Annotated in this window: 10 protein-coding genes; 9 read left to right on the forward strand and 1 reads right to left on the reverse strand. The window is 31.3% G+C overall.

The genetic code is table 11. The features are described from left to right. The first annotated feature begins 25 nt into the window (after positions 1-25). Both B5L73_RS00870 and gltB read left to right on the forward strand, forming a co-directional pair. Positions 26-1465, forward strand: a complete 1440-nt coding sequence (locus B5L73_RS00870) for an NAD(P)-dependent oxidoreductase (RefSeq protein WP_085146875.1) — start codon at positions 26-28, stop codon at positions 1463-1465. Beyond that, positions 1465-5970: a glutamate synthase large subunit gene (gene gltB, locus B5L73_RS00875; protein WP_085149559.1), complete on the forward strand. Its 4506-nt coding sequence runs from the start codon at positions 1465-1467 to the stop codon at positions 5968-5970. Before B5L73_RS00870 ends, gltB begins: the two co-directional genes overlap by 1 nt. On the opposite strand, the gene B5L73_RS00880 is transcribed toward gltB, so the two are convergent. Further along, the gene (locus B5L73_RS00880) at positions 5963-6709 is read right to left on the reverse strand and encodes an alpha/beta hydrolase (protein WP_157101063.1); all 747 of its coding nucleotides are present in this window, start codon (positions 6707-6709) and stop codon (positions 5963-5965) included. The two genes, gltB and B5L73_RS00880, sit on opposite strands and share 8 nt — an antisense overlap. Positions 6710-6751: 42 nt before the next feature. Between B5L73_RS00880 and B5L73_RS00885 the strand changes: the two genes are divergently transcribed. Genes B5L73_RS00885 through pheT form a run of 7 tightly spaced genes read left to right on the forward strand, consistent with a single transcriptional unit; the run spans position 6752 to position 14503 of the window. After that, positions 6752-7906, forward strand: coding sequence for a glycosyltransferase family 4 protein (locus tag B5L73_RS00885; RefSeq protein WP_085146877.1), 1155 nt, complete (start codon positions 6752-6754; stop codon positions 7904-7906). Then, positions 7907-9826 carry a threonine--tRNA ligase gene (gene thrS, locus B5L73_RS00890; protein ID WP_085146879.1) on the forward strand — a complete coding sequence of 640 codons (1920 nt, stop codon included), beginning with the start codon at positions 7907-7909 and terminating at the stop codon, positions 9824-9826. Next, on the forward strand, positions 9827-10372 hold the full coding sequence (gene infC, locus B5L73_RS00895; RefSeq protein WP_085146881.1) for a translation initiation factor IF-3: 546 nt from the start codon (positions 9827-9829) through the stop codon (positions 10370-10372). A 53-nt stretch (positions 10373-10425) separates the two neighbouring features. Continuing rightward, the gene (gene rpmI / locus B5L73_RS00900; RefSeq protein ID WP_085146883.1) at positions 10426-10632 is read left to right on the forward strand and encodes a 50S ribosomal protein L35; all 207 of its coding nucleotides are present in this window, start codon (positions 10426-10428) and stop codon (positions 10630-10632) included. A gap of 1 nt (position 10633) precedes the next feature. After that, positions 10634-10990 (forward strand): 50S ribosomal protein L20, encoded by a 357-nt coding sequence (rplT, locus tag B5L73_RS00905; RefSeq protein WP_085146884.1) that lies wholly within the window; start codon positions 10634-10636, stop codon positions 10988-10990. Positions 10991-11033: 43 nt separating this feature from the next. Then, entirely contained in the window at positions 11034-12101 is a 1068-nt protein-coding gene (gene pheS, locus B5L73_RS00910; RefSeq protein ID WP_085146886.1) for a phenylalanine--tRNA ligase subunit alpha, read from the forward strand. Beyond that, positions 12098-14503, forward strand: coding sequence for a phenylalanine--tRNA ligase subunit beta (pheT, locus tag B5L73_RS00915; RefSeq protein WP_085146888.1), 2406 nt, complete (start codon positions 12098-12100; stop codon positions 14501-14503). Before pheS ends, pheT begins: the two co-directional genes overlap by 4 nt. Positions 14504-14506: the final 3 nt, after the last annotated feature.

Below are 14506 nucleotides of genomic sequence, written 5' to 3' on the forward strand. Positions count from 1 at the left end.
AATTTGCCGAAAATTAAAAAATTCTATGACTGATAAAATGTTAAAATTTGTGAAAATAGGTCAACAAACTCCACCTAAAAGGAAGATTGGTACTAGAAGAGAAGATTTTAATGAGATCTATGACGAGTTTGTTACCAAAAAAGCTGAAGAACAATCGAGTAGATGTTCTCAATGCGGGGTTCCTTTTTGTCAAGTACACTGTCCTTTAAGCAACAATATACCAGATTGGTTAAAACTTACAGCTGAGGGAAGATTAAAAGAGGCCTACGAACTATCTCAAAGTACCAACAATATGCCAGAGGTATGTGGAAGAATTTGTCCTCAGGATAGACTGTGTGAGGGTAACTGCGTTATTGAACAATCTGGACATGGAACAGTAACTATTGGTGCAGTTGAGAAATATATTAATGATACAGCGTGGGAACAGGGCTGGGTTAAACCAATTTCTTTAAAACATGAGAAAGAACAAAGTATTGGAATAATTGGTGCCGGTCCCGCAGGTTTAGCAGCTGCTGAGCAATTAAGAAAAAACGGATATAAAATTACTGTTTATGATCGATATGATCGTGCAGGTGGATTATTAATTTATGGTATTCCAAATTTCAAACTTGAAAAACATGTAGTTGAGCGAAGAATAAAATTATTAAAAGATGGTGGAATAGAATTTATTCAGAATTTTGAAGTTGGTAAAGATGCAACCTTAGAACAGTTACGAAAAAAGCATGATGCAATTTTAATTGCTACAGGTGTATATAAACCAAGAGAAGTTGAATTACCTGGTAATGATCTAGGTAATATTTTTCCTGCAATGGAATTTTTGACAGCATCAAACAAAAAAGGCCTGGGTGATAAAGTGGAGTTGTTTGATAAAGGAATTTTGAATGCAGAAGGAAAAGATGTTGTTGTGATAGGTGGTGGCGACACAGCTATGGATTGCGTAAGAACTTCGGTAAGACAAAAAGCAAAATCGGTAAAATGTTTATATAGAAGAGATAAAGAAAATATGCCCGGATCTGCTAGAGAAGTTGCAAATGCAGAGGAGGAAGGTGTAGAATTTGTTTGGCTTTCTAGTCCAAAAGAATTTAAAGGAAAAAACAAAATTGAAAATTTAGTTGTTAATCGAATTGAATTAGGTGAACCAGACGAGTCAGGAAGACGAAAACCAGAGATAAAAGAGGGTTCAGAATTTACGGTTAAAGCTGATATGGTAATCAAAGCTCTTGGATTTGATCCAGAAAATTTACCATTATTGTTTGATGCACAAGATTTACAAGTAACGAAATGGGGAACAATCAAAACTGATTTTAATTCGATGGAAACAAATCTAAAAGGTGTTTTTGCTGCAGGAGACATTGTAAGAGGAGCTTCGTTAGTAGTATGGGCAATCAAAGATGGGAGAGATGCAGCCTCTTCTATAAAAAAATATTTAGAAAGTATGGAACTAAAAAAAACAAAAGTGGCTTAATGGAAAATTATAAAAAAAATTTAGAGTTACTTACAAAAAATCATGTTTATTCAAAAGAGATGGAACATGATGCTTGTGGAGTGGGCTTAATCGCATCTACAGAGGGAAAAAAATCTAGGGCTATAGTTGAGTATGGAATTGAAGCTCTAAAAGCAGTTTGGCATAGAGGTGCTGTTGATGCAGATGGAAAAACGGGCGATGGAGCTGGAATACATGTCGAAATTCCAAAAGATTTTTTTATAGAAAAAATACAAGTTACTGGACACGATTATGATAATTCTGAAATCTGTGTAGGAATGATTTTTTTACCCAGAAATGACTACTCAGCGCAAGAGAGCTGTAAAACAATTGTTGAGAGTGAACTAACAAAGAATAATTTTAGTATATATGGTTGGCGACAAGTGCCAGTTAATCCAAAAGTTTTGGGAGAAAAAGCTCTTCAAACTATGCCAGAAATTATACAAGTTCTTTTTAAATCTAACGATCCAAATTTATTAGATAAAAACTTAGAAAGAAAAATTTATGAAACAAGAAAGAGAATTGAAAATAAAGCTTTTGATGCCTCATTGAATAATTTTTATATTTGTTCAATTAGTTCAAAATCTATAATTTATAAAGGGCTATATTTAGCAGAAGCAATATCTGATTTTTATTTAGATCTTAATGATACAAGATTCATTTCAAGATATGCAATTTTTCATCAAAGATTTTCAACAAACACTGCTCCAAGCTGGAGTTTGGCTCAACCATTTAGAGCCATAGCTCACAACGGTGAAATAAATACTTACAAAGGAAATAAAAACTGGATGAAAGTTCATGAACAGGAGATGAGCAGCCCACTTTTTGATAATATTGAGAATTTAAAACCAGTTATCCAAAAGGGAGTTTCTGATTCCGCAGCTTTAGATAATGTGTTTGAATTATTAAATAAATCAGGTCAATCGGCACCATTAGCTAAATTGATGTTAGTACCTGATGCATGGTCAAAAAAAAATAAGACATTATCAAGAAGTCATCAACAATTATTTAATTTTTTGAATAGCACAATGGAACCATGGGACGGACCTGCTGCCATTGCAGCCACAGACAATGAGTGGGTTATAGCTGCAAATGATAGAAATGGTCTTAGACCTTTAAGATACGCAATAACAAAAGATAAAATGCTTTTTGCAGGTTCTGAAACTGGAATGATAGAACTAAATGAGAAAAAAATTTTAACCAAAGGTAGGTTAGGTCCTGGTGAAATAATTGGAGTTAGAATTGAAAAGGGTAAAGTTTTTTCAAATAGTCAAATCAAAGATTATTTAGCAAAAGAATTTAAACATTTTAATTCTCAAATAATTGATTTAGATGAAAAATTATCAATCTCTAATGAAAAACATAATTTTGATGGCGAAAGTTTAAGGAGAAGACAATATACTTTCGGAATAAGTTTAGAAGATCTCGAGCTTATTTTACATCCAATGGCAGAAGATGCAAAAGAAGCAACTGGCTCAATGGGTGATGATACTCCATTAGCGGTGCTATCTGATAAGTACAGACCTCTCTATCATTTTTTTAGACAAAATTTTAGTCAAGTAACAAATCCACCAATTGATTCCTTGAGGGAAAATAAAGTAATGAGCTTAAAAACTAGATTTGGAAATTTAGGTAACATTCTTGATTTTGATACTTTAACAAAAGAGAATATTTATGTTTTAAACAGCCCTATTTTATCTAATTCACAATTTAATAAGTTCACTAATTTTTTTGGTAAAAATTCAGTGACTATTGATTGTTCTTTTTCAAAAGACGATAATTTAGCTAACTCTATTAACAGGATTCAAAAAGACTCAGAAATTGCTGTTAGACAAGGTGTTACCCAGTTAATTTTGAGCGATAAAAATATCTCCTCTCAAAGATTACCAATGCCAATGCTATTATGTGTTGGAGCTATAAACACATTTTTAATACAAAAAAAATTAAGAGGATATGTTTCTATCAATGTCCAGTCTGGTGAAGCTATTGATACACATTCGTTTGCAACATTAATTGGAGTTGGTGCAACAACAGTAAACCCATATCTTGCTTTTGATAGTTTATATCAAAGATATAAAAAAAAACTTTTTGGTCAATTTAGTTTTGATGAGTGTGTGCAACGATATATAAATTCAGTGAATGCAGGTTTGTTGAAAATTATGTCTAAGATGGGAATTTCTGTTTTGAGTTCTTATAGAGGAGGATGTAATTTTGAAACTGTTGGATTAAGCAGAACAGTTGTAGATGATTATTTTACTGGAGTTACATCAAAAATTTCAGGTATTGGTTTAGTTGGAATTGAAAAAAAAATAAGACAAATTCACAAAGAAGCATTTGAAAGCACAGAAACCGTATTGCCGATTGGAGGTATTTATAGATATAGAAAAAATGGAGAAACGCACCAATATCAAGGGAGGCTAATTCATTTATTACAGAGTGCAGTAGGTTCAAATTCATATGACGCATATAAAAAATATGTTGAGGGAATTTATAATTTACCACCGATTAATTTGAGAGATTTAGTTGATTTTAGAAAAAAGAAACTAGGTCCCTCAATAGACATATCTGAAGTAGAGCCAATAGAAAAAATATTAAAAAGATTTGGTAGCGGAAGTATGTCTCATGGTGCTTTATCTAAAGAAGCACACGAAACACTTGCTATTGGAATGAATAGAATTAAAGGAGCGTCTTGCAGTGGTGAGGGAGGAGAAGATGCAGAAAGATTTAAGGTGATGGATAGTGGTGACAGTGCGAATTCTAGAGTTAAACAAATTGCATCAGCTAGATTTGGCGTGACTGTAAATTATTTAAATAATTGCAATGAAATAGAAATTAAAATGGCTCAAGGTGCTAAACCAGGGGAGGGAGGACAATTACCCGGCTTTAAAGTAACAGAGGAAATAGCGAGACTTCGACATTCCACACCAGGAGTAACATTAATTTCTCCACCTCCACATCACGATATTTACTCGATAGAAGATTTGGCACAACTGATTTATGATTTGAAGCAAACAAATCCAAAAGCACGAGTTGGTGTTAAGTTAGTTGCATCATCTGGAATTGGAACCATTGCTGCAGGTGTAGCTAAAGCAAAAGCAGATATTATTTTAATTTCAGGCCATAATGGAGGAACGGGAGCAACCCCTCAAACAAGTGTCAAATATGTTGGAATACCCTGGGAGATGGGTTTGACTGAGGCAAATCAGGTTTTAACACTAAATAATTTAAGACACAAAGTTACATTGAGAACTGATGGTGGTATTAAAACTGGAAGAGATGTTGTTATGGCTGCAATGATGGGAGCAGAAGAATATGGAGTTGCTACAACGGCTCTGGTGGCAATGGGATGTATAATGGTTAGACAGTGTCACTCAAATACTTGTCCGGTAGGTGTTTGTACACAAGATGAAAAATTAAGAGAAAAATTCACTGGCACCCCAGACAAGGTTGTTAATTTATTCACTTTTATCGCTTCCGAAGTAAGAGAAATTTTAGCTGGACTAGGCTTTAAATCACTGAACGATATTATTGGAAGAACTGATTTGCTAATGCAAGTTAATAAAGCATCACCAAATTTAGATGATTTAGACCTAAACCCATTATTTGTTCAGGCAGACCCTGGAAATAATAAAAGATATTGTGAGTCTTTAGAGATAAATAAAGTACCTGAAACATTAGATCAAGAAATTTGGCCTGAAATTGAAAAATCTTTAGACAATTCGCAAAAGATTGAGAAAGAATTCATTATCAAAAATACAAACAGAGCAGTCGGTACAAGAATTTCACACCATCTTTACAAAAAGTATGGTTATGAAAAATTAGATGAAAATTTTTTAACACTAAATTTTAAAGGCTCTGCAGGTCAGTCTTTTGGAGCTTTTTCATCGAAAGGATTAAGATTAAATCTTAAAGGTGATGCAAATGATTATGTGGGTAAAGGATTGTCAGGTGCTACAATCTCAATAAAACTTTCAGATGAAAGTAATTTAGTTTCTAATGAAAATACAATCATTGGAAACACAGTACTTTATGGAGCTACATCAGGTAAACTTTTTGCTGCAGGTCAAGCAGGCGATAGATTTGCCGTGAGAAATTCTGGTGCAACTACAGTTATTGAGGGATGTGACTCAAATGGTTGTGAATATATGACTGGGGGAACGGTGGTTATTTTGGGAGGTGTTGGAGATAATTTTGCAGCCGGTATGACTGGTGGTATGGCATTTATTTACGATAAATTTAATGAATTTGAAAAAAAAGTAAATCCAGACTCAGTTATCTGGCAAAATGTTGAGACAGATTATTGGATCAGTTATTTAAAGAAATTAATTTTGGAACATTCATCAGAAACAGGTTCTTTGATATCAAAAAATATTTTTGAAAACTTTAAAGTTGAAATTAAAAATTTTGTTCAAGTTTGTCCAAAAGAGATGATCAATAAACTTAAAAATCCTATTACATTAAAGTCTAAGATAAAAGAAGTTAGTTAATAATTATTTCTAACTCTTTTTTTAAAATATTTAACCATTTTGAAGAAGATAAGCTGTGATCACCATTTTTAACGATAACTAGTTTTTTTTCAGAATTAACGAAAATCTTTAAAACTTTTTTTGAATAACTGATAGGAACAGACTCATCCTTTTCCCCATGAACCATGGTAACTTTTAATCTGTCATAAATTTTTTTATTTAATACTTTATTTTTTCGGCCATCTTTAATTAATTGTAAAGAAATTGGGTATTCATAATTGCCGTGTTTTAAATTGATTATTTTATTTTGTGTTATTTCTTTTTTCATTTTTTTTGAAAATTTATTCCACATTAACCCATCCAAAAATTGAGGCGCAGAACCTATTCCTAAAAACCCTATAATTTGTTTTTTAAAAAATTTAAATTGATTTAAGGAAATCCAAGATCCCATACTTGAACCAACTAATATTATTCTATTTTTTTTAACAATTTTTTTAATTAATATAGTTGTTTCTCTGGTCCATTTTGTGATGTTCCCATTAGTAAATTTACCAGACGATTTGCCGTGACCAGAGTATTCTAGTGCAAGAAAACCAAGTTTATTTTTTTTTGCAAAATTTAGAAATGCTTTAGGTTTTTTTCCCTCTAAATCAGACATAAATCCGTGTAAAAAAACAATGTAAGTTGCATTTTTTTGGTTGTATTTTGAGTACCTGATTTTTTTAAATTTATTTATTTTAAGGTAACTGAATTTGTTCATAAAAGTTTATTAGTTATCTCTATTATTATATAATCTTTTTACATGTCATCTAATATAAAAGTCTTACAAGTGATACCAAAATTAGGTTATGGGGGTGCAGAAACTGGATGTTATGATATTGCTCATTATTTACCAGAAAATGGGTGTGAGTCTTTTATAGTAACTAGTGGAGGGGAATTAACAAAATTTGTGGATAAAAAAAAAGTAAAATTAATTAAACTTCCAGTACACAGCAAAAATCCTTTATTGATTTTGATCAATACAATTTTATTAATTGGGATAATTTTGTTTTTTAAAATCTCAATTGTTCACGCAAGAAGTAGAGCACCAGCTTGGTCTTGTTTATTTGCAACAAAGTTAACAAATAGAAAGTTTGTAACCACATTTCATGGAACTTACAATTTTAGTGGTAAGCTTAAAAAATTTTACAATTCTGTCATGGTAAGATCTGATTTGATAATTGCGGGATCAAATTTTATTTTTTCTCATATTAAAGAAAACTATTCTGAATTTTTGACAAGCCGAAAAAAATTTTTAGTTATTTTTAGAGGAATAAATGTTGATTATTTTGACTCTTCTACAAAATTAGAAAATGATGAAAAAAATTTACTTCAAAAATGGAATATAAATGATGAAAAAAAAATAATTCTAATGCCTGGTAGGCTTACTTCATGGAAAGGACAAGAATTGTTTATTGAGGCAATTAACTTAGTTAAAATTGAATTAGGTTATGAAGCTTTTCACGCGGTTATACTTGGAAATGATCAAGGAAGAGATCTATATAAAAAAAAATTAATTCGTCTTACAGAGCAATATCGTTTAACAAACCAAATAAGATTTATAGATCATTGTGAGGATATGGCGTTAGCCTATAAAGTTTCGGATATAATTATATCAGCCTCAATAGAACCAGAAGCTTTTGGAAGAGTAGCAGTAGAGGCACAATCAATGGAAAAATTAATTATAGCTAGTAATATTGGAGGATCTAACGAGACAATTAATGATGAAAAAACAGGCTTTTTGTTTAAATCAGGAGATGCAGAGTCTTTAAGTAAAAAAATAATTCGTGGATTAACAATGGATGAAACATCTATAAATCTAATGGGCAAAGAGGGAAGAAGTAATATAATTAAAAAATTTAATGTTGAAAAAATGTGTTTTTCTACATATTCAGAGTATAAAAGACTATTAAACTAAATGCCTATAATTACACTACCAGATGGAAAAAATATTGAATTTCCAAAAGAGGTTACAGGTTTAGATATTGCAGAAAAAATAAGTAAGTCATTATCAAAACAAGCATTGATAATGAGTGTGAACGGTGAGCTAAAAGATCTATATTTTTCAATTAAAAAAGATTGTTCAGTAAAAATTTTTACTGCAAAAGACCCTGAAGGACTTGAGGTTATTAGACATGATACCGCTCATATCATGGCGATGGCTGTTCAAGAATTATACCCTGGTACGCAAGTAACTATTGGACCTGTAATTGAAAATGGTTTTTATTATGATTTTGCTCGCAAAGAACCCTTTACAGAGGATGATCTAGAAAAAATAGAAAAAAAAATGTCTGAAATAGTTGACAAAGATATAAAAACAAAAAGAGAGGTTTGGAAAAGAGATAAAGCAATAAGCCATTTTAAAGAAATTGGTGAAAACTATAAAGCAGAGATAATAGAGAGTATACCTGAGGGCGAAGAACTAACTGTTTATCATCATGGTGATACTTGGTATGACTTATGTAGAGGTCCACACTTAGTTTCATCTGGCAAAATTGGTAAAGCTTTTAAACTTACAAAAGTTGCTGGAGCATATTGGCGTGGAGATTCAAATAATGAAATGTTACAAAGAATTTACGGAACTGGCTGGGCCGCTCAAAAAGATTTAGATGATTATTTAAAAAGAATTGAGGAAGCAGAGAAAAGAGATCACAGAAAACTTGGTAAAGAAATGGATTTGTTTCATTTCAGAGAGGAAAGCCCAGGATCTGTTTTCTGGCATGAGAAGGGTTGGGCATTATTTCAAAAATTGATTAACTACATGCGGGCTCGGCAAGATGCAGCAGGATATAAGGAAGTAAATACCCCAGAGGTATTAGATAGATTATTATGGGAAAAATCGGGACATTGGGAAAAATATGGAGAAAACATGTATACATCCGAGACTCCTGATGAAAAAGTTTTTGCGATAAAACCTATGAATTGTCCAGGTCATATACAAGTTTTTAATCAAGGTTTAAAAAGTTATAGAGACTTACCATTAAGAATAACAGAATTTGGCAAAGTACATCGATATGAGCCCTCAGGTGCTTTGCATGGACTTCTAAGAGTAAGGGCTTTTACACAAGATGATGCTCATATTTTTTGTTCGGAAGATCAAATCACTAGTGAGTGTTTAAATGTAACTAATTTAATTTTAGATATTTATAAAGATTTAGGTTTTGAAAAAGTGGTTTTGAAATATGCTGACAGACCAGAAGTAAGAGTGGGCGAAGATAAAGTTTGGGATAAAGCTGAGGCTTCATTACTGGAGGCAGTAAAAGCAACTAAATTAGAGTACAGTATTAATAAGGGAGAAGGAGCCTTTTATGGTCCAAAAATAGAATTTGTTTTAAGAGATGCAATTGGTAGAGATTGGCAATGTGGAACAGTACAAGTAGATTTAAACTTACCTGGAAGATTAGATGCTACTTATGTAGATAAAGATGGAACAAAAAAAGTTCCTGTGATGTTACATAGAGCATTGTTTGGATCACTTGAAAGATTTATTGGAATTTTAATTGAAAATTATGCTGGAAAGTTTCCATTTTGGATATCTCCATTACAAATAGTAGTAATTCCTATCTCAGGAGATTTTGAGGAATATGCAATAAAAGTTTCAAAAAAAATAAAAGAAGCTGGGATGAGTTCAACAGTCGATTTAAAAAATCATAATTTGAATTATAAAATAAGAGAACATTCCCTTGCAAAAGTCCCTATTTTATTAATTTGTGGTAAAAAAGAAGTTGACAGTAACTCGGTAACTATTAGAAGATTGGATTCTAATAAACAAGAAAATATGGAATTAAATAAATTTTTAAAAACATTTTCTGCTTTAAATAAAGCACCCTCAATTTAAGTGACAGATTTTAAGCAAAATTATTTTCAGAGAAGAATTAAAGATCGAGGTCCAAGATCTAACAACAGAATTTCGTCTCCAGAAGTTCAAGTTATAGGTAGTGATGGAGAAAATCTTGGTGTGATAAGCACAAATGAGGCAATATCGATGGCAAGAAATCAGGGTTTAGATTTAATTGAGATAGCTCCAAATGCCAAACCACCAGTTTGCAAAATCATGGATATGGGAAAGTATAAGTATGATGCGCAAAAAAAAGCAAACCTTGCAAAAAAAAAACAAAAAATTATTGCACTAAAAGAAATTAAGATGAGACCCGTAACCGAAACACATGATTATGAGTTCAAGGTCAAAAATGCAAAAAAATTTATTGCAAAAGGTGACAAAGTAAAATTTACAATAAGATTCAAGGGAAGAGAACTTCAACATTCACATTTAGGCAATGAGTTAATGACTAAGATAAAAGAGGATATGAAAGAAATTGGTAAGGTAGAATTGCACCCGAAGTTTGATGGAAAGCAAATGATTATGGTAATTCAGCCTTTATAAGCTTTAATAGTAGTTGTAAATTAATAACATTCTTTGTATAAACTCGCAAAATTATGCCAAAATTAAAAACAAAAAGCTCTGCAAAAAAAAGGTTTAAAATATCTGCAAAGGGTAAAGTAATAATGGCCCAAGCTGGTAAAAGACATGGCATGATAAAACGAACAAATTCTCAAATAAGAAAATTAAGGGGCACTACAACTATGTCGAAACAAGACAGTAAAATTGTTAAGTCATATATGCCTTACAGTCTAAGGGGTTAATATGGCAAGAGTTAAAAGAGGTGTAACTAGTAGAGCAAAACATAAAAAAGTTTTAAAAGCTGTTAAGGGCCAATGGGGCAGAAGAAAAAATACCATCAGAGTTGCGAAGCAAGCTATGGAAAAAGCTATGCAATATGCATACAGAGATCGTAGAAATAAGAAAAGAGATTTTAAATCACTGTGGATACAAAGAATAAATGCTGGGGTGAGAGCAGAAGGTTTGACATATTCTAAGTTTATTAACGGATTACATAAATGTGGAATAAAAATTGATCGAAAAATTCTAGCTGAGATAGCGTTTGATAGTCCGGAAGCCTTTAAAACTATCGTTCAAAAAGCTCAATCTGCTTTAAATTAATCTTCACTATTGTTTTATTTCTCTGAAGAAATAATCTGTAAAAATGTCAGATCTTAAAAAAATAAAAGATGAATTTCTCTTAAAATTAAAGGGAAAATTAGATATTTCAGAAATTAACCAAATTAAATCTGATCTATTTGGTAAAAGTGGATTAATTTCAACTCAATTTAAAAAAATTGGAACAATAGCAGAGTCAGAAAGAAAAAAATTTGCCTCTGACTTAAACACTATAAAAGATGAACTCCAAGATTTAATAAACTCAAAAATAAATGAAGTAGAAAATGCTGAAATTAACAAAAAATTAGAAAAAGAGAAAATTGATATTACTTTACCTGAGAGACCATTTGTTCGAGGAAAAATTCATCCAGTTTCACAAACGATCGACGAAATATCATCAATTTTTTCTGAAATAGGTTTTAGCGTTGAGGAAGGGCCAGACGTTGAGAATGAATATAATAATTTTACAGCACTAAATACACCTGAAAATCATCCAGCTAGAGACATGCATGATACTTTTTATCTAGATGAAAAAAAACAGAAATTATTGAGAACACATACCTCCCCAGTTCAAATAAGGACTATGTTAAAAGGTAAGCCGCCATTTAAAATTATTGCACCTGGAAGAACTTACAGATCAGATAGTGATCAAACTCACTCACCAATGTTTCATCAGGTTGAGGGACTTCATATAGATAAGAATATAAATATGGGTCATCTAAAGGGATGTTTAAATTATTTTATCAAAGAATTTTTTGAAGTAGATAAAATTAAGATGAGATTTAGACCGAGCCATTTTCCTTTTACAGAACCATCTGCTGAAGTTGATATTGGGTATGAGATGAAGGATGGAAAAATTGTAATAGGAGAAGGCAATCAATGGTTAGAGATTTTAGGATGTGGAATGGTTCATCCGAACGTCTTAAAAAACGTTAAAGTAGACCCAACGAAGTTTCAGGGATACGCATTTGGTATTGGGATTGATAGACTTGCTATGTTGAAATATGGGATAAACGATTTAAGAGCTTTTTTTGATTGTGATTATAGATGGTTAAATCATTTTGGATTTGACCCTTTAGATGTACCTACAAATTACAGAGGTCTTAGTCGATGAAAGTAACATTTGATTGGCTAAAAGATCATTTAAAGACAAATTTGAAAGAAAAAAATCTTTTAGAGCAACTTACCAATATTGGTCTAGAAGTAGAAAGTGTAGAAAATCTCTCTGCTGATAACGAATTATTCAAAGTAGCTGAAATAATAAAAACTGAAAAACACCCAAATGCAGATCGACTAAAAGTGTGTGATGTAAATATTGGAAAAAATGAAATTAAAAAAGTTGTATGTGGTGCTGCAAATGCAAAAGAGGGGTTACTTACTATATATGCTCCTCCAGGTGCAGTAATACCCAAAACAAAGATGAAATTAGTAGTTGCTAAAATTAGGGGTATTACCTCTTACGGAATGCTTTGTTCTGAATCTGAATTAAATTTGTCTGATCAGAGCGATGGAATTACCGAATTACCAATGGGATATAAAAAGAATATTGGTAAAAGTTATTTTTCAAAATCAAAATCAAACCTTATTGATTTATCTATAACACCCAATAGACCAGATTGTCTTGGAATTAGAGGAATTGCAAGAGATCTTGCCGCATCAGGTTTTGGAAAATTAGTAGATTTTAATGAAAAAAAAATTCATTCAAAAAACAAACACACCTTAAATGTAAAAATTAATAAAGAAAAAGGACAAGGATGCACTGCGTTTGGAAGTTGTTTAATAACAAATGTAAAAAATTCAGAAAGCCCTCAATGGCTTAAAGATAAATTAATTTCTATTGGTCAAAAACCTATTTCAGCAATAGTTGACATTACAAACTATGTTATGCTTGATATTAATCGTCCATTGCATGCTTATGATGCTGATAAAATTGAAAAAGGTATAATTGTTCGAAACTCTCAGCCTGGAGAAGAGTTCACAGCACTTGATAATAAAAATTATAAATTGGAGAGTGGCATGTGTGTTATTAGCGATAATAGAGGTGTTTTAGGACTTGGAGGAATTATTGGTGGCACAAGATCTGGTACAGAACTTGATACAAAAAATATATTACTTGAGTCAGCTTATTTTGAACCAGGGTCAATAAGAAAGACAGCAAAAATATTGAATCTCGAAACTGATGCAAAGTTTAGATTTGAAAGAGGTGTAGATCCGTTATCAATCGAAGATGGTTTAAATAAAGCTGCGAAATTAATAAAAGAGATTTGTGGTGGCGAAATTAGCAAAATTGATATTCAAAAATTAGAGACTTACAAAACAAAAAAAATAGTATTTGACCCAAATATTTTTGAAAAAATATCTGGTTTTAAAATCTCTTTTAAAGAAATGATTAAAATTTTGGAGGATCTTGGTTTTGAAGTTAAAAAGGATAAGAAAAGACTCAAATTAGCCGTCCCTTCATGGAGACCAGATATTTCACAGGAAGTAGATATTGTTGAGGAGTTGGTAAGAATAAGTGGTTATGAAAAGATAAAGTATATAGAGCCAATTAAACAAAGAAAAAAACCTACTTTAAATAAATTTCAGAAATTATTTCATTTTTTACAAAGATCAATTGCCTCCAAAGGTTATTTGGAGACAATCACTTGGTCGTTCACAGACCAACGTTATAATGACTATTTTAGAGATACAAAAAAAGAGATTAAAATTATTAATCCTATAAGTTCGGAATTAGGAGTTTTAAGGAATTCGATATTTTCTAATTTAATCATGTACATGAATAAAAATCTCGATAGAGGTTTTAAGGATTTATCAATATTTGAAATAGGCCCTATTTTTAACGGTCTTAATCCTGGTGAACAGAATACAGTAATCTGTGGTTTGTCAGCAGGAAAAAAATCAAGATTATCTTGGATTGAAAAAGATAGAAACATAGATGTATTTGATGCGAAAAGAGACGTAATCCAAACTTTAGTTGAAGCTGGTTATGACTCTCAAAAATTTTTTGTTGATAACAAAACACCTGATTATTATCACCCTGGTAAATCAGGAAGATTATTTTTAGATAATGGAAAAGATCAAATGGCTGCATATTTTGGAGAAATACATCCTAATATTTTAAAGCAGATTGATATGAAAACTGAGGCTTTAGTTGGTTTTGAGATTTTTATGGATAATTTAAAATTACCGGAGAAAACTCTAAATGATCTTAAAGTAAAATTTTCGTTTTCTGACTATCAAAAGTCAGAAAGAGATTTTGCATTTTTAGTAAACAAAGATGTGAATGCCCAAGATTTGATAAATTGTATTTCTAATATTGATAAAAGTTTAGTGAAAGATGTTAAAGTTTTTGACCTTTATCAAGGTGATAATATCCCCGAAAACCAAAAATCAATTGCAATCAGTGTAACAATACAGTCATCTGAAAAAACTTTAAATGAGGCTGATTTAGAACAAATTAATAACTTGATAATAAAGACAGTTGAAAATAAAACTGGCGCTAAAATTCGATCCTAATAC

Origin of the sequence: Candidatus Pelagibacter sp. RS39, assembly GCF_002101315.1 — a bacterium.
Classification (GTDB): Bacteria; Pseudomonadota; Alphaproteobacteria; order Pelagibacterales; family Pelagibacteraceae; genus Pelagibacter.